The sequence below is a fragment of the Azotobacter tropicalis genome (assembly GCF_059739045.1).
In genome coordinates, this window is sequence record NZ_AP046059.1 from 2769275 (window position 1) to 2789870 (window position 20596).

Below are 20596 nucleotides of genomic sequence, written 5' to 3' on the forward strand. Positions count from 1 at the left end.
TTACCATGGCTGGCGAACCTACCGATTCAGGGGCACCTGCCGTGACTGCCAGCAATCCTCTTCTGCAAGCTTTCGACCTGCCGCCCTATTCCGCCATCCGTCCGGAACACGTCGAGCCGGCCATCGACCAGATCCTCGCCGACAACCGCGCGGCCCTCGCGCAGATCCTCGCCGAGCAAGGCGGCGCGCCGAGCTGGAACGGCCTGGTGCTGGCGCTCGACGAGCTGGGCGAGCGCCTCGGCCGGGCCTGGAGCCCGGTCAGCCACCTCAACGCGGTGCGCAACAGCCCCGAGCTGCGTGCCGCCTACGAGGCCTGCCTGCCCAAGCTGTCCGCCTACTGGACCGAACTGGGCCAGAACCGCGCCCTCTGCGACGCCTACAAGGCCCTGGCCGCCAGCCCCGCGGCCGAAGGCTTCGACGTGGCGCAGCAGACCATCCTCGACCACGCCCTGCGCGACTTCCATCTGTCCGGCATCGACCTGCCCGAGGAACAGCAGAAGCGCTACGGCGAGATCCAGATGCGCCTGTCCGAGCTGACCAGCCGCTTCTCCAACCAGCTGCTCGACGCCACCCAGGCCTGGACCAAGCACATCACCGACGAGGCCGCGCTGGCCGGCCTGACCGACTCGGCCAGGGCGCAGATGGCCCAGGCCGCCCAGGCCAAGGGGCTCGACGGCTGGCTGATCAGCCTGGAGTTCCCCAGCTACTACGCGGTGCTGACCTACGCCGACGACCGCGCCCTGCGCGAGGAGCTCTACGCCGCCTACTGCACCCGCGCTTCCGACCAGGGGCCGAATGCCGGGCAGTTCGACAACGGCCCGCTGATGGAGCAGATCCTCGACCTGCGTCGCGAGCTGGCCCAGTTGCTCGGCTACCCGAACTACGCCGAGCTGTCGCTGGCGACCAAGATGGCCGACTCCGGCGAGCAGGTACTGACCTTCCTGCGCGACCTGGCCGCGCGCAGCCGGCCGTTCGCCGAGAAGGACCTGGCCGAACTGCGCGCCTTCGCCGCCGAACAGGGCTGCGCCGATCTTTCCAGCTGGGACGTCGGCTACTACAGCGAGAGGCTGCGCCAGGCCCGCTACAGCATCTCCCAGGAGCAGCTGCGCGCCTACTTCCCGATCGACAAGGTGCTCGGCGGCCTGTTCGCCATGGTCCAGCGCCTCTACGGCATCGAGATCCAGGAGCTTGCGGATTTCGACACCTGGCATCCGGACGTGCGCCTGTTCGAGATCCGCGAGAACGGCGAGCACGTCGGGCGCTTCTTCTTCGACCTCTACGCGCGGGCCAACAAGCGCGGCGGTGCCTGGATGGACGGCGCCCGCGACAAGCGCCGCAACGCCGCCGGCGAGCTGATCAGCCCGGTGGCCAACCTGGTCTGCAACTTCACCCCGGCGGTGGAAGGCAAGCCGGCGCTTCTCACCCACGACGAGGTGACCACCCTGTTCCACGAGTTCGGCCATGGCCTGCACCACCTGCTGACGCGCATCGAGCACGCCGGCGCCTCCGGCATCAGCGGGGTGCCCTGGGATGCGGTGGAGCTGCCCAGCCAGTTCATGGAGAACTGGTGCTGGGAGCCGGAAGGCCTGGCGCTGATCTCCGGGCACTACGAGAGCGGCGAAGCCCTGCCCGCCGACCTGCTGGAGAAGATGCTGGCGGCGAAGAACTTCCAGTCCGGCATGATGATGGCGCGCCAGCTGGAGTTCTCGCTGTTCGACTTCGAGCTGCACGTCCACCACGGCGACGGCCGCGGCGTGCTCGAGGTGCTCAAGGGCATCCGCGACGAGGTTTCGGTGATGCAGCCGCCGGCCTACAACCGCTTCCCCAACAGCTTCTCGCACATCTTCGCCGGCGGCTACGCGGCCGGTTACTACAGCTACAAGTGGGCGGAAGTGCTCTCCGCCGACGCCTTCTCGCGCTTCGAGGAGGACGGCGTGTTCAACCCCGTCACCGGCAGCGCCTTCCGCGAGGCGATTCTGGCCCGTGGCGGCTCGCAGGACCCCATGGTGCTGTTCGTCGACTTCCGCGGCCGCGAGCCGTCGATCGACGCCCTGCTCCGTCACCTTGGCCTGGGCGCGGCGGCCTAAGAGGAAATCATGAGCGGACACAAGAAGCAGTTCATCGCCGGCGCCGTGTGCCCGGCCTGCGAAACCATGGACACCGTGCGGATGTGGAACGTCGACGGCGTGCCGCACCGCGAGTGCGTGTCCTGTTCCTTCGCCGACATCCTCAACGCCGAGGGCCTGTCGGTGCCCCTCGAGCTGGGCACCCGGGTGAACCAGGCCGAGGCGGCGCCGGCCGACCCCGGCCCCGCCGCGCCCAAGGTGCACACCGCGCAGTTCTTCCCCAATCCGAAGCTGAAGAAGCCCCATGACTGACGGCTGGCACCTGGTCTGCGGCGACCTCGCCGCCGAGGCCGTCCGGCCTCTGCTCGGCGCGGCGGCGCGGATCGAGGTGCTGCACGACGACCTGGCGGTCGGCCCGCTGCTGGATGTCGACGAGCCGCCCTGCGCGCTGCGGGCGGCCTTCTGGGAAAGTGTCTGGCCGCCCGGCTCGCCGCCGCCGGCCTTCGCCGTGCAGCTCGCCGAAGAAGCCGAATGGCTGGCCGCCCTGGCCCGCCAAGCCGAGCCTGTGACGGTCTGGCACGGCGACAGCGCGTCCGAGCAGCTGCTGCTGGCGCGGGTCGCCGCACTGCTCGAGCGCGCGCCGCTGCCCCTGCGCGAAGCCGCCTGCGGCACCGGCGACAGCGGGGTACGCCGGCGCCGCGCGGTATCCCAGTGCGCGCCGCAGCAGCTGCGCGACGCCCAGCGTCAGAGCCGCCCGCTGTCCGCCAAACGCCGCGCCGCGCTGGCCGGACAGTGGCGCCAGGCGACGGCGGAGAACGGCGGCGTGCGCCGCTGGCGTGACGGCGCCTTCCACTCCGAGGACTACCGGCTGGTCGATGGCATGCTGCTGTGCCTGTGCAGCCGCGACTGGCAGCCATTGCCGCCGCTGCTCTCCCAGGCGATGCGCTGCTGCAGCGGCTTCTTCGCCACCGACCTGTTGCTCGCCTGGCGCCTGCGCGAGCTGGCCCGCCAGGGCCGCGTCGAGTTCGCCGGAACGCCGCAAACTGACTTCGCCCATCTGCGCGTGCGTCGGCTGGCCGATTGACTTGGCCTTTTATCCCGATAACGGGAAATAACTTCCCGCCAAGTTGTAAATATTCGCAACTAGTCAATAAGCCGTTCTGTAAGAAAATATTTAAACGGCTCGACCCGATGCGCCGGCAGAAAGTTGCCTATATGTAAGAAAATGTAAGCCGCGTTTTTATTGTTCGCCGCCGTACAAAGCATGGCGGCACGCCCGAGTGCCTCCCTGGAGGACAGGCACCATGCGGGTTATGGCTGAACGCCAGTACCATTAAGCAGTGCCTGTCTCTAAAGTCGGCGGGATGCCGCTCGGTTGCATTCAGTTTCATTTAAGTTGTGTAGCCGGCTATTCAGTTTCACTTAATTTATGGGCCTGCGCATTCAGCTTTATTTAAGTGCGATGACGCAGGCTGCTTCCATGGAGGGCACCCGAGTGCCCCACACCCGAGCTGTGCCGAGTCCGTCGTGTCGATTCGTCATATGCAAGAGTGAATACGAGCCTTGCCCCTTTTCCGCTACCCAGGGAGGTTATGCCATGAACCACTTCTCAGGACAGAGCCCGTCGCAGGGAGCGACCGAGGCCCGCACCGAATCCGAAAACGCCGACGTGGCGCTGCGGAACATCGTCGAGGGCTTCCACCGTTTCCGTACCGAAGTCTTCCCGCAGCAGGCGGAGTTCTATCGCGTCCTGGCCAACGGCCAGCGTCCGCGGGCCATGTTCATCACCTGCGCCGACTCGCGCATCGTCCCCGAACTGATCACCCAGAGCTCGCCCGGCGACCTGTTCGTCACCCGCAACGTCGGTAACGTGGTGCCGCCCTACGGGCAGATCAACGGCGGCGTGTCCACCGCCATCGAATATGCGGTGGCGGCGCTCGGCGTGCACCACATCATCGTCTGCGGCCATTCCGACTGCGGCGCCATGAAGGCAGTGCTCGATCCGCCGACGCTGAAGAGCATGCCCACCGTCAAGGCCTGGCTGCGCCATGCCGAGGTGGCCAAGACCGTGATGCAGGAGAACCTCTGCAGCTGCGCCGGCCGCGAGCCGCTGGAGGTGCTCACCGAGGAGAACGTGGTCGCCCAGCTCGACCACCTGCGCACCCACCCCTCGGTGGCGGCGCGCCTGGCCAGCGGCCAGTTGTTCATCCACGGCTGGGTCTATTCCATCGAGACCGCCGAAATCAAGGCCTACGATGCCGAGCAGGGCTGCTTCCGGCCCCTCGACAGCGAGGGTTCGATCCCCATGGCTACCCCGCGCCCGCGCTTCCACCAGCGCTGACGCCAGCGGAAGTCCGCCAGGCCGATCCTTGCCGATCGGCCTTGTTTTTTATCTCGTCCGTTCCCCGGTGCCGGGCCGCCGCCCTGCGCCGCGGGAGAGTCATGTCCCGCCCTTATACGGAAGGAGCCCCCCATGAACCTCGAAACCCTGAAATCCACCCTGCCACGGGACGCCATGGCCTCCGTGGTGGTCTTCCTGGTCGCCCTGCCGCTGTGCATGGGCGTCGCCATCGCCTCCGGCATGCCGCCGGCCAAGGGCCTGATCACCGGCATCATCGGCGGCCTGGTGGTCGGCGCCCTGGCCGGCGCGCCGCTGCAGGTCAGCGGCCCGGCGGCGGGCCTCGCCGTGCTGGTCTTCGAGCTGGTGCGCCAGCACGGCATCGCCATGCTCGGGCCGATCCTGCTGCTCGCCGGGCTGATCCAGCTCGTCGCCGGGCGCCTGCGCCTGGGCTGCTGGTTCCGCGTCACCGCCCCGGCGGTGGTCTACGGCATGCTGGCGGGGATCGGCATCCTGATCATCCTGTCGCAGCTGCACGTGATGCTCGACGCCTCGCCGCAGGCCTCCGGCCTGAACAACCTGCAGGCCTTCCCGGCGGCGCTGGTCGATGCCCTGCCGTTCGGCGACGGCGACGGCTGGGCCGCCGGCCTGCTCGGCCTGTTGACCATCGGCAGCATGTGGCTGTGGGACAAGCGCAAGCCGGCCAAGCTGCGCTTTCTGCCCGGCGCGCTGATCGGCGTGAGCCTGGCGACCCTGCTCAGCCTGATCTTCTCGATGGACGTGCGGCGGGTCGAGGTGCCGGCCAACCTGGGCGATGCCATCGACTGGGTGCAGCCGGCCGACCTGCTGCAGCTGCTGACCGACCCGACCCTGCTGATCGCGGCGCTGACCCTGGCCTTCATCGCCAGCGCCGAGACCCTGCTCTCCGCCGCCGCGGTGGACCGCATGCACCAGGGCCCGCGCGCCGACTTCGACCGCGAGCTGACCTCCCAGGGCGTCGGCAACATGCTCTGCGGCCTGCTCGGCGCCCTGCCGATGACCGGGGTGATCGTACGCAGCTCGGCCAACGTGCAGGCCGGCGCCGTCACCCGGATGTCCGCCATCCTCCACGGCCTCTGGCTGCTGGCCTTCGTCCTGCTGCTGACCGCGGTGCTGCAGAGCATTCCGGTGGCCAGCCTGGCCGGCGTGCTGGTCTACACCGGGGTCAAGCTGGTCGACCTCAAGGCCCTGCGCGGCCTCGGCCGCTACGGCCGGATGCCGATGTTCATCTACGGCGCCACGGCCCTGGCGATCGTCTTCACCGACCTGCTGACCGGGGTGATGATCGGTTTCGCCCTGACCCTGGCCAAGCTCGCCTGGCGCGCCTCGCGGCTGAAGATCAACCTGGTCTACGACGAGGACGGGCGCACCGCGGAGCTGCGCATGGTCGGCTCGGCGACCTTCCTCAAGGTGCCGGAGCTGTCCCGCGTGCTGGCCTCGGTGCGTCCGGGCACCCAGCTGCACGTGCCGCTGGAGCACCTGAACTACATCGACCACGCCTGCATGGAACTGCTCGACGAGTGGCGCGCCGCCAGTGCGGCCAACGGCTCCGAGCTGGTGCTCGAGTCGCGCGCGGTGAAACGCCGTCTGGAAGGCCGGGTGCGCACCACGGTCGGCATCGGCAGCGCCGGCACGGCCTGAGTGGACCGGCCGCTCCCCACCGGGAGCGGCCCCGGCCACCCGGCAATCCTCTCCTCCCCTCCGCTCCTGCGCCTCAGCCAGCCACCCGGCTCAGCTGCAACTCCACCCCGAACTGCCGCGACAGGCAGGGCCAGGCCTGCCAGGCGGCGACGGTCTTGGGATTGCTCAGGCGGGCGCGGTAAGAGTCCAAGGACACCTGCTCGAACAGGGTATTGCCGAGCAGGCCGTTCACCGCCAGGTGCACGGCCTCGTCCAGCCGGTTGGCGAAGTCCTCGCCGATCAGCCGGTGGGCGATCAGGTTGGCCACCGTGGTGTCCAGGGGGATCAGCGGCTGGCCGATGAAGCCGATGTAGCGGTCGTTGATCTCCTCGACCAGGCGGTGCGCCAGATAGGCCTCGTCGAGCAGGCCGGCGAGGCCTTCCTGCCCTTCCAGCATCTCCGGCGGACTGAGGAAGAAGTGCTCGGCCACCTTCAGCACCGGCTTGATCTGCGCCTCGATGCCGGCTTCGCAGGCGACCGCATGGGCCGCTTCGAGCAGCTCCGGCACCTGCTCCAGATAACCATCGACGAACTGGGTCAGCACAGCCAGCGCGTTCTCCTCGGGCAGGCAGATCGCGGGGTGCAGACACTGCATCCGGCTTTCCAGCTGGCGGGCGAGCAGGCCGTGACGGGCTTCGTGCTGGCGGGCTTGCTCGATCAGCTGGCGCAAGGCTGGAATATTCAAGGGCAGGACTCCTCGGGCTTCTGCGGTAGGGCAGCCTCCCTGGCCATTGGATAGATGAGCTTAGGGGACGTTGGCGTTTTGCCGTGAGCCTGGGCCGAAACGCCAACACCCCCTAGGTTAGACGCCCGTTCCGATCGCCGCTATTGGCCAATGGCCGTCTCGGGCCGCAAAAAATCCTCGCCAAGCCGGCGCTGTCTATACTCGACTCGAAACATGCTTACCGGAGTAAGGCCCGACTGCACCGCAGGCCGGGGTTCTGCGGTAGCGGGTCGCGGGAAAGGGAAGGCCGGCACTACGGACGACATGGAAACCTGGCGCACCAGTTTCCAGGCGCCCCGACGCCGGCGGTTTCCGGCGGCCCGTCCAGGTCGAAAGGCCTGGCAGCAGCACCCTGCGTCGACGGTTCCGCCAGCGGGATTAAAAGAACGATAAGGGGAACCCGCAATGATGCGACATCCACGACTCTGGATGGGTCTTCTGTCGTGCTCGGCCCTGTCCCAGGCACAGGCCGCCTGGGATGTGAACATGCGGCCGGGAGTCACGGAAGTCAGCCGTTCCGTCTTCGATCTGCACATGACCATCTTCTGGATCTGCGTGGTCATCGGCCTGCTGGTGTTCGGCGCGATGTTCTGGTCGATGTTCGCGCACCGCCGCTCGCGCCATCCGCAGCCCGCCCACTTCCACGAGAACACCCGGGTCGAAGTGCTGTGGACGGTAATCCCGCTGCTGATTCTGATCGCCATGGCGGTACCGGCGACCCGCACCCTGCTGCACATCTACGACCCCTCCGAGCCCGACCTGGACATCCAGGTCACCGGCTACCAGTGGAAATGGCACTACAAGTACCTGGGCGAGGACGTGGAGTTCTTCAGCAACCTGGCCACCGACCGCAACGCCATCGGCGGCCAGGCGCCCAAGGACGACCACTACCTGCTGGAGGTCGACCAGCCGCTGGTGATCCCGGCCGGGGCCAAGGTGCGCTTTTTGGTCACCGCGGCGGACGTCATCCATTCCTGGTGGGTGCCGGAGCTGGCGGTGAAGAAGGACGCCATCCCCGGCTTCATCAACGAGGCCTGGACCCGCGTCGTCGAGCCGGGCCTCTACCGCGGCCAGTGCACCGAGCTGTGCGGCAAGGACCACGGCTTCATGCCGGTGGTGGTGGAGGTCAAGGCCCCCGCCGACTACGCCGCCTGGCTGGCTGCCCGCAAGGCTGCCGCCGCCGAGCAGAAGGCGGCGGCCGGCAAGGTCTGGACCCTGGAGGAGCTGGTCGCCCACGGCGAGCAGGTCTACAAGACCAGCTGCGCCGCCTGCCACCAGTTGACCGGCGAGGGCCTACCGCCGGCGTTCCCGGCCCTCAAGGGCTCGAAGATCGCCACCGGGCCGAAGGAAGGCCACATGAACATCGTCATCAACGGCAAGCCGGGCACCGCCATGGCCGCCTTCGGCAAGCAGCTGTCCGACGTCGACCTGGCCGCGGTGATCAGCTACGAGCGCAACGCCTTCGGCAACGCGGTCGGCGACAGCGTCACCCCGCAGGACATTCTCGCCTTCCGCCAGGCCCAGGAGGCCGGCCAGGGCATGCAACCCGGCCAACCCCAGCCCCAGTCCCAGCCCCAGTAGAGGAGAGGCCACGATGAGCGCAGTGATCGAGCCGGGCCACGCCGGCCATGACGAACACCCGCACGGTCCGGCCCCGGGCCTGATGCGCTGGGTGCTGACCACCAACCACAAGGACATCGGCACCCTGTACCTGTGGTTCAGCTTCACCGCCTTCCTGCTCGGCGGCAGCATGGCCATGGTGATCCGCGCCGAGCTGTTCCAGCCGGGACTGCAGATCGTCCAGCCGGAATTCTTCAACCAGATGACCACCATGCACGGCCTGATCATGGTCTTCGGCGCGGTGATGCCGGCCTTCGTCGGCCTGGCCAACTGGATGATCCCGCTGATGATCGGCGCGCCGGACATGGCCCTGCCGCGGATGAACAACTTCAGCTTCTGGCTGCTGCCGGCGGCCTTCGGCCTGTTGGTCAGCACCCTGTTCATGGAGGGCGGCGGGCCGAACTTCGGCTGGACCTTCTACGCGCCGCTGTCGACCACCTACGCGCCGGAGAGCGTGACCTTCTTCATCTTCGCCATCCACCTGATGGGCATCAGCTCGATCATGGGCGCGATCAACGTGATCGCCACCGTGCTCAACCTGCGCGCGCCGGGCATGACCCTGATGAAGATGCCGCTGTTCGTCTGGACCTGGCTGATCACCGCCTTCCTCCTGATCGCGGTGATGCCGGTGCTGGCCGGGGTGGTGACCATGATGCTGATGGACATCCACTTCGGCACCAGCTTCTTCAGCGCCGCCGGCGGCGGCGACCCGGTGCTGTTCCAGCACGTGTTCTGGTTCTTCGGCCACCCCGAGGTGTACATCATGATCCTGCCGGCGTTCGGCGCGGTCAGCTCGATCATCCCGACCTTCAGCCGCAAGCCGCTGTTCGGCTACACCTCGATGGTCTACGCCACCGGCGCCATCGCCTTCCTGTCGTTCATCGTCTGGGCGCACCACATGTTCGTGGTCGGCATCCCGGTGACCGGCGAGCTGTTCTTCATGTACGCCACCATGCTGATCGCCGTGCCCACCGGGGTGAAGGTGTTCAACTGGGTGTCGACCATGTGGCGCGGCTCGCTGACCTTCGAGGCGCCGATGCTGTTCGCCGTGGCCTTCGTCATCCTGTTCACCATCGGCGGCTTCTCCGGGCTGATGCTGGCCATCGCCCCGGCCGACTTCCAGTACCACGACACCTACTTCGTGGTGGCGCACTTCCACTACGTGCTGGTGCCGGGGGCGATCTTCGGCATCTTCGCCTCGGCCTACTACTGGCTGCCCAAGTGGACCGGGCACCTGTACGACGAAACCCTGGCCAAGTGGCATTTCTGGCTGTCCTTCGTCGGCATGAACCTGGCCTTCTTCCCCATGCACTTCGTCGGCCTGGCCGGGATGCCGCGGCGCATCCCCGACTACAACCTGATGTTCGCCAACTTCAACATGCTCTCCAGCCTCGGCGCCTTCCTGTTCGGCGCCACCCAGCTGTTGTTCCTGTACATCGTCATCAAGTGCATCCGCGGCGGCGAGCCGGCTCCGGCCAAACCCTGGGACGGCGCCCACGGCCTGGAATGGTCGGTGCCCTCCCCTGCCCCGTACCACACCTTCAGCACCCCGCCGGAGGTGAAGTGACATGGACGACGGCCTGCCCACCGGCCGGCTGGTCCGCCGCCTGCTGCTGGTGGCGGCGGCGATGTTCGCCTTCGGCTTCGCCCTGGTGCCGCTGTACGACGTGATGTGCCAAGCCTTCGGCATCAACGGCAAGACCGCCGGCGCCTGGCAGGGCGCGCAGGCGGCGGACGACTCGCGCACCGTGCGCGTGCAGTTCCTCGCCAGCAATGCCGCCGGCATGAGCTGGGAATTCCACCCGCTGCAGGACGAGCTGGAGGTGCATCCCGGCGCCAGCAACCAGATGCTGTTCGTCGCCCGCAATCCGAGCGACCGGCCGATGACCGCCCAGGCCATTCCCAGCGTCGCCCCGGCGCGGGCGGCGGCCTGGTTCCACAAGACCGAGTGCTTCTGCTTCACCCAGCAGGTTCTCGCGCCGGGCGAGCGCATCGAGATGCCGGTGCGCTTCGTCATCGACCGCGACCTGCCGGCCGACGTGCGGCACCTGACCCTCGGCTACACGCTGTTCGACATCACCGGACGCCACGGCCTGCAGGCCCCCGACGCCCGCTAAGGAGAACGACCATGTCGACGACCCACGAGCACTACTACGTTCCCGCCCAGAGCAAGTGGCCGATCATCGCCAGCCTCGGCCTGCTGACCACCGTCTTCGGCCTCGGCAGCTGGTTCAACGACCTCAAGGCCGGCCGCGACGAGCTGTCCGGCCCGCTGATCTTCTTCGTCGGCGCCCTGCTGATCGCCTGGATGCTGTTCGGCTGGTTCGGCAACGTGGTGAAGGAAGGCCGCGCCGGCCTCTACAGCGCGCAGATGGACCGCTCGTTCCGCTGGGGCATGAGCTGGTTCATCTTCTCCGAAGTGATGTTCTTCCTGGCCTTCTTCGGCGCGCTCTTCTACATCCGCTACTGGACCGGCCCCTGGCTCGCCGGCGAGGGCGACAAGGGCGTCAGCCACATGCTCTGGCCGAACTTCCAGTACACCTGGCCGCTCCTGGAGAACCCCGATCCCAAGCAGTTCCCGGCGCCGAAGGGGACCATCAGCGCCTGGTCGCTGCCGCTGGTCAACACCGTCCTGCTGGTGTCCTCCAGCTTCACCGTGACCTTCGCCCACCATGCGCTGAAGGACGGCCACCGCCAGAAGCTGAAGCTCTGGCTGGCGCTGACCATCCTGCTCGGGGTGACCTTCCTGATCCTGCAGGCCGAGGAATACATGCACGCCTACCAGGAGTTGGGGCTGACCCTGGGCTCGGGGATCTACGGCGCGACCTTCTTCATGCTCACCGGCTTCCACGGCGCCCACGTGACCATCGGCGCAATCATCCTCACGGTGATGCTGTTCCGCGTGCTGCGCGGCCACTTCACCGCCGAGGAGCATTTCGGCTTCGAGGCGGCGAGCTGGTACTGGCACTTCGTCGACGTGGTGTGGATCTGCCTGTTCGTCTTCGTCTACGTGCTGTGAGCATGAGATGGGACGGGACGTAGGGTGGGTAACGGCGCAGCCTTACCCACCAGAACCAAGGTGCTTGGTGGAAAACTCGCACAGCGATTTTCCACCGAACGGAACCTCCACGGTGGGAAAGACCTACGGTCGTTTCCCACCCTACGAAACTGCAACGTTTGGCGGGTTGCAGCCGTCCTACCAGGTCACATGGGACACCAGCTGGCCGCTGTAGAGGCCCCAGGCGGCCAGCGCCAGGGTCAGCGCGGCCAGGCCGACCCGCAGGTACAGGGCGTGCAGCAGCCGGCGGGTGTGGCCGGCGTCGCGGACCAGGAAGAACAGGCCGCCGAACAGGCTGGCCAGCGTCGCCAGCAGCGACAGGACAATCGCCACCTTGAGCAGCATGGATGGCTCCGGGAGGTAAGGGGGATGCGTGCAGTATAGTTCGCCGTCGAAAGCGACCGGCCGCCTGCCGTGGCGCCGCTTCCGGCCCGGCTGGGCGCCGAGCCTGCTGGTCGCGCTGCTGTTGCCGGCGCTGCTCGGCCTGGGCGTCTGGCAGCTGTCGCGGGCCGAGGGCAAGCGCGCCCTGCTCGCCCAGTTCGAGGCCCGCCGCCAGGCCGCACCGGTCGCCTTGATCGAGCTGGAAGCCGCCGGCACGCCGACCTGGCAGCGGGTGCGCCTGCACGGCCGCTTCGACGCGCAGCACAGCCTGCTGCTGGACAACCGCATCCGCGCCGGCCGGCCCGGCGTCGAGCTGCTGCAGTCCTTCCGCGACGACAGCGGCCAGTGGCTGCTGATCAACCGCGGCTGGCTGCCCTGGCCCGACCGGCGCGTCCCGCCGGCCTTCGCCACCCCGGACGAGCCGCTGGCGCTGACCGCCTGGGTCTACCGCTCGCCCGGCAACCCGTTTCTGCCGGAAGGCCGCGCCGGCGACGCCTGGCCGCGGCTGATCAATCGGGTCGATGCCGACACGCTCTGGCGCGAACTGGGCCGCGCCGGCCTGCCCGTCGAGCTGCGCCTGGAGCCTGGCCCCGCGGCCTACGCCGTGGACTGGCCGGTGCTCGCCATGGGCCCGGAGAAGCACCTGGGCTATGCGGTGCAGTGGTTCGCCCTGGCCGCCGCCCTGCTCGTCCTGTTCGTCTATCTCGGCATCCACAACGCACGGGAGACCTCGCATGCCGTCACTCGCCACCCGGACTGAATCATTAGCCTCGCCCCGCCGCGGCCGCCTGCAGCTGCTCGCGCTCCTCGCCGTGGTGCTCGGCCCCATGCTGCTGGCCGGCGCCATGTACCACTGGCGCTTCTGGGTGCCGGAGGGGCGCACCTACCACGGCACGCTGATCGGCACCGGCCAGAGCCGCGCCGAGCTGGGCGTGGTGCCGGCCGAGGCCGGCGCGCCGCGCTGGGAGTTGCTGGTCACCGCCCCGGCCGAATGCGCCGAAGACTGCCGGCAGCTGGTCTACCTGGCCCGGCAGATCCATATCGGCCTCGGCCGCGAGGCCGACCGCGGCGCGCATGCCTTGGCCGTAGGCCAGCCGCTGGACGCTGCGGAGGCGGCGCGGCTGGCGCGCGAATACCCGCAGCTCGGCCACTACCGCCTGGAGCGCGCGGCCTACGAACAGGCCGCACCGGGGCTGCCCGGCGCGCAGCTGTGGATCGTCGACCCGCTCGGCAACCTGGTGCTGCGCTACCCCGCCGGCGCCGACGGCAAGGGCGTGCTGGAGGACCTGCGCCTGCTGCTCAAGCTGTCGAAGATCGGCTGAGCGGAACGACGCAACGGATCGACGATGAAAGGGAGATCGCCATGGACACAGCTCGCAAGCCGGGCTTTCGCCTGGCCCTGTTCGCCACCCTGCTGGCCTTCGCGGTGGTGCTGCTCGGTGCCTACACGCGCCTGACCCACGCCGGGCTCGGCTGCCCGGACTGGCCGGGCTGCTACGGCTTTCTCGCCGTGCCGAGCAGCGAGGCGCAGCTGGCGCATGCCGAGCGGCACTTTCCCGACGCGCCGGTGGAGGCGGAAAAGGGCTGGAATGAGATGATCCACCGCTACTGCGCCGGCACCCTGGGCCTGCTGATCCTCGCCCTGGCGCTGCAGGCGCTGCGCCGCCGGGCCGACCCCGGACAGCCGCGCGGCCTGCCGCTGGCGCTGCTCGGGGTGGTGGTCGCCCAGGCGCTGTTCGGCATGTGGACCGTGACCCTCAAGCTCTGGCCGCAGGTGGTGGTCGCCCACCTGCTCGGCGGCATGACCACCCTCGCCCTGCTCTTTCTGCTCGGCCTGCGCCTCTCCGGCAGCGTCCCCGCCCTGCCCTCCCCGGCGCTGGGGCTGCGCGCCCTGGCCGGCGCCGCGCTGGCGCTGGTCGTCGGGCAGATCGCCCTGGGCGGCTGGGTCAGCAGCAACTACGCGGCGGTGGCCTGCCTCGATCTGCCCACCTGCCACGGCCAGTGGTGGCCGGCAGAAGCGGACTTCGCCAACGCCTTCCACCTGACCCAGGCCATCGGTCCCAACTACCTGGGCGGCATGCTCGACGGTCCGGCGCGCACCGCCATCCACCTGAGCCACCGCCTCGGCGCCCTGGCCGTCGCCCTGACGCTCATGGTGCTGGCCTGGCGGCTGTGCCGCCACGGCCTCGGTTGGCTCGCCGCCCTGCTGCTCGCCGCGCTGCTGCTGCAGATCGGGCTGGGCATCGGCAACGTGCTCTGGCGCCTGCCGCTGCCGCTGGCGGTCGCCCACAACGGCGGCGCCGCCCTGCTGCTGCTGAGCCTGGTGCTGGTCAACTACCGGCTGCGCGTGCAGCCGGTGCGCGATTTCGCTGGCTCCCGCGCTCCGGCGTGGGCGCCCCGGACAGGACGCTCCGCCTCTGCAGACCTGAGGTGAGAAGCGCGGAGCGTCCCGGGTTGCGGGTTCCCGTCCGGGAGCGTGGGAACGATCCACGCCGCCGGCTTTGCAGGACAAGAACGACAACAAGGAGAAACGACCATGGCCATCCTACTCGCCACCCGCAGCCCGCGGGCCACCTGGCGCGACTACCTGGAGCTGACCAAACCCAAGGTGGTGCTGCTGATGCTGATCACCTCGCTGGTCGGCATGTTCCTCGCCTCCCGCGCCGGCGTGCCCTGGACGGTGCTGATCTTCGGCAATCTCGGCATCGGCCTCTGCGCCGGCGCGGCGGCGGCGGTCAACCATGTGGTCGACCGGCGCATCGACGCGCTGATGGCGCGCACCCGCCGCCGGCCGCTGGCCGAGGGCCGCGTCGCGCCGGCCGCCGCGCTGGGCTTCGCGCTGGCGCTGGCCGTCGCCGGGATGGCCCTGCTGCTGACCTTCACCAACCCGCTGGCGGCCTGGCTGACCCTGGCCTCGCTGCTTGGCTACGCGGTGATCTACACCGGCTTTCTCAAGCGCGCCACGCCGCAGAACATCGTCATCGGCGGCCTGGCCGGCGCCGCCCCGCCGCTGCTCGGCTGGGTCGTGGTGAGCGGCCAGCTGTCCGCCGAGCCGCTGCTGCTGATGCTGATCGTCTTCACCTGGACCCCGCCGCACTTCTGGGCGCTGGCCATCCACCGCAAGGCCGAGTACGCCAAGGCCGAGATCCCCATGCTGCCGGTGACCCACGGCGAGGCCTACACCAAGCTGCATATCCTGCTCTACACCCTGGCGCTGCTGGCGGTGAGCCTGCTGCCCTACGCCATCCACATGAGCGGCCCGCTGTATCTGGCCGGCGCGCTGCTCCTGGGCCTGCGCTTTTTGCACTGGGCCTGGGCGCTGTACCGGGACAGCAAGCCCCATGCGGCGATCCTCACCTTCAAGTTCAGTATCAAGTACCTGTTCCTGCTGTTCATCGTCCTGCTGGTGGATCACTATCTGCCGCTGACGCTCTGACCTGCCCAGGATTGCCCCTATGACCCGCCTCCAGAAGACCGTGCTCATCCTCGTCGCCGTGATTGCCGCAGTGATCGGTCTGACCTTCTCCAAGGTGCTGAACAGCCCGCGTTCGGCCGATCCGGCACAGTTGCTGGAGGCCGGCATCGTCCTGCTGCCGCAGGGCCGCAAGCTGCCGCCGGTCAGCCTGACCGACCAGGACGGCCAGCCGTTCCGGGTCGACGGCCTCGCCGGCAAGTGGAGCCTGGTGTTCTTCGGCTACACCTTCTGCCCGGACATCTGTCCGACCACCCTCGCCCAGCTGCGCCAGCTCGAAGACCGGCTGCCGGAGGCGACCCGCGAGCGCCTGCAGGTGGCGATGGTCAGCGTCGACCCGCAGCGCGACACCCCGGCGCAGCTCAAGCAGTACCTGGCCTTCTTCGACCCGGACTACCGCGGCCTGACCGGCGAGCTGGCGAACATCCAGCAGCTCGCCAACGCCCTGGGCATCCCCTTCATTCCCGGCGACACCGGCCGCGAGAACTACACGGTGGACCACAGCGGCAACCTCGCCCTGCTCGGCCCGGACGGCACCCAGCGCGGCTTCGTCCGCGCCCCGCTGAACGTCGCCAAGCTGGCCGAGCGCCTGCCGCAGCTGGTCGAGCAGCCCTGAGGGCCGGCGCCCGCGGGCGAATCCCACGCTTCAGAACAGCGACAGCGGGTACTGGACGATCAGCCGGTTGTCGTCGAACCGGTTGTTCGCCCCCCAGTCGCGGCGCACCGTCGAGTTCCGCCAGCGCAGGGTCAGGTTCTTCGCCGGGCCGCTCTGCACCACGTAGCTGAGCTGGGTCTCGCGGTTCCACTCCTCGCCGTCGTCGACCGTGCCGGCATGCACGTTGGTGCCCTTGATGTAGCGGGTCATCAGGGTCAGGCCGGGGACGCCCAGGGTGGCGAAGTCGTAGTCGTAGCGCGCCTGCCAGGAGCGTTCGCGGGCGTTGTCGAAGCTGCCGTTGTAGCTGTCGTTGGCCGCCGTGCCGCCGCTGGTGCCGTTGACCCGCAGCCAGCGGTCGTCGCCGGTGACCCGCTGCAGGCCCAGGTAGAAGACGTGCGCGCCGTGCTTGAGCGAGAACAGCCCGGAGAGCAGCGTGTTGTCCAGGTCGCCGGCCTGGGCGCTGCCGTCCTCCTCGCCGTCGAAGTAGCCGATATTGGCGCCGAGGCTCCAGTCCTTGCCCAGCGGCTGGGTGTGCACGAGCTGGAAGTAGCGCTGCTTGTAGATGTCCTCCAGCTGGCCGAACCAGGCGCCGACGGTGGTGCGGTTGTCGTTGAAGGCGTATTCGGCGCCGGCGAAGCTGAAGCGGTCGGAGGTGACCGTGGCGTTGCCGACCCAGCTCATGTCGTTGAGGCTGCTGTCGTCGCGCGGGCTGTTGCCGCGAAAGCGCCCGCCGTAGACCGTCAGGTTCCTGATCTCCTTCGAGGTGAGCATGCCGCCCTGGAAGGTCTGCGGCAGCGAGCGGCCGTCGTCGGAGCGCAGGATCGGCAGAATGGGCGACCATTCGCCGGCTTTCACCTCGGTCTTCGAGAAGCGCAGCTTGCCGGCCACTGCCAGGCGGCCGAACTGGTCGGCCGGGTCGCCGTCCTTGCCGACGGGGAGCAGCTGGGTGCCGCCGGTGCCCTTGCCGCCGTCGAGCTTGACCGACCAGAGGCCGAGGACGTCGATGCCGAAGCCGACGGGGCCTTCGGTGTAGCCGGACTGCAGGTCGAGGATGAAGCTCTGGGTCCATTCCTCGGCCTTGCTTCGGGTAGCGCTGTCTTTGACGAAATTACGATGAATGTAGAAGTTGCGCAGGGTCAGGACGCCCTGGCCGTCTTCCAGGAAGTCGGCCAGGACGGGTTCGCCGGGAAGCAGGCCGGCGAAAACCAGGGGCAGCGCGGAAGCGAGGGGGCCGGAGCGCAAGGAGTCATTCCTGTTCTTCAGCATTGTTGTGATGTTCCAGTGCGGGTTCGATGACGAAAAAAATTCGCACCTTCCCCTCCGCGGCGGCGGATGAGTCGTGCGGCAAGGAAAGGCCCGGCAGTTGCTGCCGGAGCCGTGGTCGAGCGCGAAGCGCTCCGGGCGTCCGGCCGGACGCCCGGAGGCCGCCTCAGTGCTGCGGCGCCAGCGCCGTATGGGGATCGGGGATCTGCCCCAGGGCCGGCACGTCGAGCTCCGCGCGCAGGTGCCCGACCTGCTCGGCGCTCACCGGTGGCGCCTGGTTACCCCAACTGGTGCGGATGAAGTTCACCACGTCGGCGACCTGGTGGTCGTTCAGGCGCCAGCTGAACGGCGGCATGGTGAAGGTCGAGGGCGCCTGGTGGGTGGCTGGCAGGGTGTCACCCTTGAGCACGATGTGGATCAGCGAGGTGGCATCGTCGCCGTTGACCACCGGGTTGCCGGCCAGCGCCGGGAACACCCGGGCGTAGCCCTGGCCGTCGGTACGGTGGCAGGCGGCGCAGTTGTCGATGTAGAGCGCGGCGCCGGTCTTGCTGTCGTCGCCGTGGTACAGCGCCTTGCTCACCTTCTCGTCGTAGGCGTACGCCTTGTCGCCGGGGTTGGCCGCCGGCAGCGACTTCAGGTAGCGGGCGATGGCGGTGAGGTCGGCGTCGCTCATGTACTGCATGCTGTGCACCACCACCTCGGACATGCCGCCGAACACCGCCGTGCGGTCGGTGCGTCCGGTGCGCAGGAACTGCACCAGCTCGGCCTCGCTCCAGCTGCCGATGCCGGTCAGCTGGTCGCCGCGCAGGCTCTTGGCGATCCAGCCTTCCAGCGGCGCGCTGCCGGCCAGGAAGTCCGGCCCCTCGCCGGCGCTCAGGGCCTTCTCCTGCATGCCGATGCCGCGCGGGTGTGGCAGGCACCGCAGTGGCCGAGCCCGTCGACCAGGTAGGCGCCGCGCGCCAGCAGTGGGTCCTGGCCCTTGGCAGGCGCCGCGTCCTGGCCTCCGGCCGGCGCGAAGTCCTTCACCGCGGGCGCGAAGGTCCAGCGCCAGAAGGTCAGCGGCAGGCGCATCGACAGCGGCCATGGGATAGCGCTGTCTTTGTTGGCCTGCTGAACCGGCGCGACGCCCTGCATGAAGTAGGCGTAGAGCGCGCGCATGTCCGGCTCGGTGACCCGCGCGTAGGACGGATAGGGCATGGCCGGATAGAGGGTATAGCCCTGCTTGGCGATGCCGTGGCGTACCGCCAAGTCGAAGTCCTCGAAGCTGTAGTCGCCGATGCCGGTTTCCCGGTCCGGGGTGATGTTGGTGGAGAACAGGGTGCCGATCGGCGTTTCCATCGGCAGGCCGCCGGCGAACGGCTGGCCGCCCTTGGCGGTGTGGCAGGCCACGCAGTCGCCGGCGCGGGCCAGGTATTCGCCTTTCTTCAGCAGCTCCGGGTCGGCCGTTTCGGCAGCCGCGGCGCCGAGCGCGAACAGGGCCGACAGGCCGAACAGGTAGGGGGTCAGTTTCATCGTCGCGCTCCTCACGCCTGGACCAGCGGGCCGGGGTTCTTCAGGTACTGCTCGCGGATCGCCTTGGCCGACCAGTAGGCCAGCGCCGCCACCAGGCCGGTGGGGTTGTAGCCGGTGCCCTGGGGGAACGCGGAAGCGCCGATGACAAAGACGTTGTGCACGTCCCAGCTCTGCAGGTAGCGGTTGACGGCGCTGGTCTTCGGGTCGCTGCCCATGATCGCGCCGCCGAGCAGGTGGGTGGTCTGGTAGGCACGGGTGTTGAAGTGGTCGCCGAAGTTCTTGACATGGACGGCGACGGCCTTGGGACTCATCGCGTCGGCGATCTTGCGCATCTGCTCGGTGACGTAGCGCGTCATCTTGTATTCGTTTTCCTTCCAGTCGAAGGTCATGCGCAGCAGCGGCTGGCCGTAGGCGTCCTTGTAGGTGGGGTCGAGGTCCAAGTAGTTGTCGCGGTAACTCATGTTGCTGCCGTGGGCATCCATCGACAGGGTGTGGGTGTAGGCGTCCTTCGCCGCCTGCTTCCAGCCGCTGCCCCAGGTCGGCGCGCCAGGCGGCAGGGCCAGGCCGCGGATCGGCTTGCTGCCGGCCTGGTTGACCCAGAACGGCGAGCCGCCGACAAAGCCCAGCGGGCCGTGGTCGAAGTTGTCGGCGTTGAAGTCGTCCACCGCCACGCCGCCGCCGCCGGTGCCGATGAAGGGGTTGGTGTGCACGTCGCGGTCGAAGAAGGCCTTGATGGTGGCCATGTTCTGGTAGGCGAAGTTCTTGCCCACCACGCCTTCGCCGGTGCGCGGGTCGTACGGCTTGCCGATCCCGGACAGCAGCATCAGGTGCACGTTGTGGAACTGGAAGGCGCTGACGATCACCAGGTCGGCCGGCTGGACGATCTCGCGGCCCTGGGCGTCGACGTAGGTGACGCCGGTGGCGCGCTTGCCGTCGCTGTCCAGATTGACCCGGAGCACGTTGCTGTTGGCGCGCAGCTCGAACAGCTCGCTCTGCTTCAGCGCCGGCAGGATGTTCAGGTTCGGCGAGGCCTTGGAGTACATGTAGCAGGCGTAGCCGCTGCAGAAGCCGCAGAAGTTGCACGGCCCCATCTGCACGCCGTAGGGGTTGGTCCAGGGCCGGAGGCGTTGGCCGCGGGCATGGCGTAGGGATGCATGCCGACTTCCTCGGCCGCCTTGCGGAACAGGTGGGCGGAGTGGACGTCCTTCAGCGCGGGCAGCGGGAAGTTGTCGGAGCGGTCCGGGGCGAAGGGGTTGCCGTCGCCGACCACCTGGCCCTTGACCTTGTAGGCGCTGCCGGAGGTGCCGAAGACCTTCTCGGCGAAATCGAAGTGCGGCTCCAGTTCCTCGTAGCTGACGCCGTAGTCCTGGATGGTCATGCCCTCGGGGATGAAGCCCTTGCCGTAGCGCTCCTCGTAGTGACTGCGCAGGCGCAGCTCCTCGGGCATGATCCGGAAATGCACGCCGGACCAGTGAAGGCCGGCGCCGCCGACGCCGTTGCCGGGCAGGAAGGCGGAGAGCTGGCGGTAGGGCAGCGCGGTGCCGTCGATGCCGTGGCGGATGGTCACGGTGCTCTTCGACAGATCTTGGAACAGCTTGCCGCGGCTGTTGTAGGTCAGCTCGTCGAGGGTGTTGGGGTAGGCGCCGTCGGGATAGGTGTCCTGGTGCGGGCCGCGCTCCAGGGCGACCACCTGCAGGCCCGCCTCGGTCAGCTCCTTGGCGAGGATCGAGCCGGCCCAGCCGAAGCCGACCACCACGGCGTTCACGGGTTTGAGTGTCGTTGCCATGT

17 protein-coding genes and 2 pseudogenes are annotated in these 20596 nt (G+C 68.5%); 14 read left to right on the forward strand and 5 right to left on the reverse strand.

Annotated features, from left to right (window positions below; genetic code table 11):
• Positions 1–5 precede the first annotated feature (5 nt).
• From prlC to Atro_RS13240, 5 genes are all read left to right on the forward strand, one after another.
• Complete coding sequence (gene prlC / locus Atro_RS13220; protein ID WP_497922934.1) at positions 6–2087, forward strand: oligopeptidase A; 2082 nt, start codon at positions 6–8, stop codon at positions 2085–2087.
• Between the two features lie 9 nt (positions 2088–2096).
• Complete coding sequence (locus Atro_RS13225; protein WP_497922936.1) at positions 2097–2378, forward strand: YheV family putative zinc ribbon protein; 282 nt, start codon at positions 2097–2099, stop codon at positions 2376–2378.
• The gene (locus Atro_RS13230) at positions 2371–3150 is read left to right on the forward strand and encodes a DUF1835 domain-containing protein (RefSeq protein WP_497922937.1); all 780 of its coding nucleotides are present in this window, start codon (positions 2371–2373) and stop codon (positions 3148–3150) included. The genes Atro_RS13225 and Atro_RS13230 overlap by 8 nt, the downstream gene beginning before the upstream one ends.
• A gap of 513 nt (positions 3151–3663) precedes the next feature.
• Complete coding sequence (locus tag Atro_RS13235; protein WP_497922939.1) at positions 3664–4407, forward strand: carbonic anhydrase; 744 nt, start codon at positions 3664–3666, stop codon at positions 4405–4407.
• Positions 4408–4539: 132 nt separating this feature from the next.
• Positions 4540–6084, forward strand: a complete 1545-nt coding sequence (locus Atro_RS13240; RefSeq protein ID WP_497922941.1) for a SulP family inorganic anion transporter — start codon at positions 4540–4542, stop codon at positions 6082–6084.
• A gap of 73 nt (positions 6085–6157) precedes the next feature.
• On the opposite strand, the gene Atro_RS13245 is transcribed toward Atro_RS13240, so the two are convergent.
• The gene (locus tag Atro_RS13245; protein WP_497922943.1) at positions 6158–6808 is read right to left on the reverse strand and encodes a hypothetical protein; all 651 of its coding nucleotides are present in this window, start codon (positions 6806–6808) and stop codon (positions 6158–6160) included.
• 444 nt (positions 6809–7252) lie between these two features.
• On the opposite strand from Atro_RS13245, the gene coxB reads away from it, so the two are divergent.
• Genes coxB through Atro_RS13265 form a run of 4 tightly spaced genes read left to right on the forward strand, consistent with a single transcriptional unit; the run spans position 7253 to position 11486 of the window.
• Positions 7253–8428, forward strand: a complete 1176-nt coding sequence (gene coxB / locus Atro_RS13250; RefSeq protein ID WP_497922945.1) for a cytochrome c oxidase subunit II — start codon at positions 7253–7255, stop codon at positions 8426–8428.
• A 13-nt stretch (positions 8429–8441) separates the two neighbouring features.
• Positions 8442–10034 (forward strand): cytochrome c oxidase subunit I, encoded by a 1593-nt coding sequence (gene ctaD / locus Atro_RS13255; protein WP_497922947.1) that lies wholly within the window; start codon positions 8442–8444, stop codon positions 10032–10034.
• A 1-nt stretch (position 10035) separates the two neighbouring features.
• Positions 10036–10584: a cytochrome c oxidase assembly protein gene (locus tag Atro_RS13260; RefSeq protein WP_497922949.1), complete on the forward strand. Its 549-nt coding sequence runs from the start codon at positions 10036–10038 to the stop codon at positions 10582–10584.
• An 11-nt stretch (positions 10585–10595) separates the two neighbouring features.
• Complete coding sequence (locus tag Atro_RS13265) at positions 10596–11486, forward strand: cytochrome c oxidase subunit 3 (RefSeq protein ID WP_497922951.1); 891 nt, start codon at positions 10596–10598, stop codon at positions 11484–11486.
• A 177-nt stretch (positions 11487–11663) separates the two neighbouring features.
• On the opposite strand, the gene Atro_RS13270 is transcribed toward Atro_RS13265, so the two are convergent.
• Positions 11664–11867 (reverse strand): twin transmembrane helix small protein, encoded by a 204-nt coding sequence (locus tag Atro_RS13270; RefSeq protein ID WP_497927680.1) that lies wholly within the window; start codon positions 11865–11867, stop codon positions 11664–11666.
• A 31-nt stretch (positions 11868–11898) separates the two neighbouring features.
• On the opposite strand from Atro_RS13270, the gene Atro_RS13275 reads away from it, so the two are divergent.
• The 5 genes from Atro_RS13275 to Atro_RS13295 all read left to right on the forward strand — a co-directional run bounded on the left by Atro_RS13275 (position 11899) and on the right by Atro_RS13295 (position 15994).
• Complete coding sequence (locus Atro_RS13275) at positions 11899–12666, forward strand: SURF1 family protein (protein ID WP_497922953.1); 768 nt, start codon at positions 11899–11901, stop codon at positions 12664–12666.
• Positions 12641–13228 carry a PA_0111/PP_0108 family redox-active disulfide protein gene (locus Atro_RS13280; protein WP_497922955.1) on the forward strand — a complete coding sequence of 196 codons (588 nt, stop codon included), beginning with the start codon at positions 12641–12643 and terminating at the stop codon, positions 13226–13228. Before Atro_RS13275 ends, Atro_RS13280 begins: the two co-directional genes overlap by 26 nt.
• 41 nt (positions 13229–13269) lie before the next feature.
• The gene (locus tag Atro_RS13285) at positions 13270–14340 is read left to right on the forward strand and encodes a COX15/CtaA family protein (RefSeq protein ID WP_497922956.1); all 1071 of its coding nucleotides are present in this window, start codon (positions 13270–13272) and stop codon (positions 14338–14340) included.
• Positions 14341–14442: 102 nt separating this feature from the next.
• Positions 14443–15342 (forward strand): heme o synthase, encoded by a 900-nt coding sequence (cyoE, locus tag Atro_RS13290; protein ID WP_497922958.1) that lies wholly within the window; start codon positions 14443–14445, stop codon positions 15340–15342.
• Positions 15343–15361: 19 nt separating this feature from the next.
• Positions 15362–15994, forward strand: a complete 633-nt coding sequence (locus Atro_RS13295; RefSeq protein WP_497922960.1) for an SCO family protein — start codon at positions 15362–15364, stop codon at positions 15992–15994.
• A 30-nt stretch (positions 15995–16024) separates the two neighbouring features.
• On the opposite strand, the gene Atro_RS13300 is transcribed toward Atro_RS13295, so the two are convergent.
• From Atro_RS13300 to Atro_RS13310, 3 genes and pseudogenes are all read right to left on the reverse strand, one after another.
• Positions 16025–17299, reverse strand: coding sequence for an OprD family porin (locus Atro_RS13300; protein WP_497922962.1), 1275 nt, complete (start codon positions 17297–17299; stop codon positions 16025–16027).
• 163 nt (positions 17300–17462) lie between these two features.
• A pseudogene (locus Atro_RS13305) lies at positions 17463–18808 on the reverse strand (c-type cytochrome).
• A gap of 11 nt (positions 18809–18819) precedes the next feature.
• Positions 18820–20594: pseudogene (locus Atro_RS13310) on the reverse strand (GMC family oxidoreductase).
• Positions 20595–20596: the final 2 nt, after the last annotated feature.

Excerpts from the sequence above, each read along its gene's own strand:
- prlC (WP_497922934.1), top strand. The coding sequence starts at position 6 with ATGGCTGGCGAACCTACCGATTCAGGGGCACCTGCCGTGACTGCCAGC.
- Atro_RS13225 (WP_497922936.1), top strand. The coding sequence starts at position 2,097 with ATGAGCGGACACAAGAAGCAGTTCATCGCCGGCGCCGTGTGCCCGGCC.
- Atro_RS13230 (WP_497922937.1), top strand. The coding sequence starts at position 2,371 with ATGACTGACGGCTGGCACCTGGTCTGCGGCGACCTCGCCGCCGAGGCC.
- Atro_RS13235 (WP_497922939.1), top strand. The coding sequence starts at position 3,664 with ATGAACCACTTCTCAGGACAGAGCCCGTCGCAGGGAGCGACCGAGGCC.
- Atro_RS13240 (WP_497922941.1), top strand. The coding sequence starts at position 4,540 with ATGAACCTCGAAACCCTGAAATCCACCCTGCCACGGGACGCCATGGCC.
- coxB (WP_497922945.1), top strand. The coding sequence starts at position 7,253 with ATGATGCGACATCCACGACTCTGGATGGGTCTTCTGTCGTGCTCGGCC.
- ctaD (WP_497922947.1), top strand. The coding sequence starts at position 8,442 with ATGAGCGCAGTGATCGAGCCGGGCCACGCCGGCCATGACGAACACCCG.
- Atro_RS13260 (WP_497922949.1), top strand. The coding sequence starts at position 10,036 with ATGGACGACGGCCTGCCCACCGGCCGGCTGGTCCGCCGCCTGCTGCTG.
- Atro_RS13265 (WP_497922951.1), top strand. The coding sequence starts at position 10,596 with ATGTCGACGACCCACGAGCACTACTACGTTCCCGCCCAGAGCAAGTGG.
- Atro_RS13280 (WP_497922955.1), top strand. The coding sequence starts at position 12,641 with ATGCCGTCACTCGCCACCCGGACTGAATCATTAGCCTCGCCCCGCCGC.
- Atro_RS13285 (WP_497922956.1), top strand. The coding sequence starts at position 13,270 with ATGGACACAGCTCGCAAGCCGGGCTTTCGCCTGGCCCTGTTCGCCACC.
- cyoE (WP_497922958.1), top strand. The coding sequence starts at position 14,443 with ATGGCCATCCTACTCGCCACCCGCAGCCCGCGGGCCACCTGGCGCGAC.
- Atro_RS13295 (WP_497922960.1), top strand. The coding sequence starts at position 15,362 with ATGACCCGCCTCCAGAAGACCGTGCTCATCCTCGTCGCCGTGATTGCC.
- Atro_RS13300 (WP_497922962.1), bottom strand. The coding sequence starts at position 17,299 with ATGCTGAAGAACAGGAATGACTCCTTGCGCTCCGGCCCCCTCGCTTCC.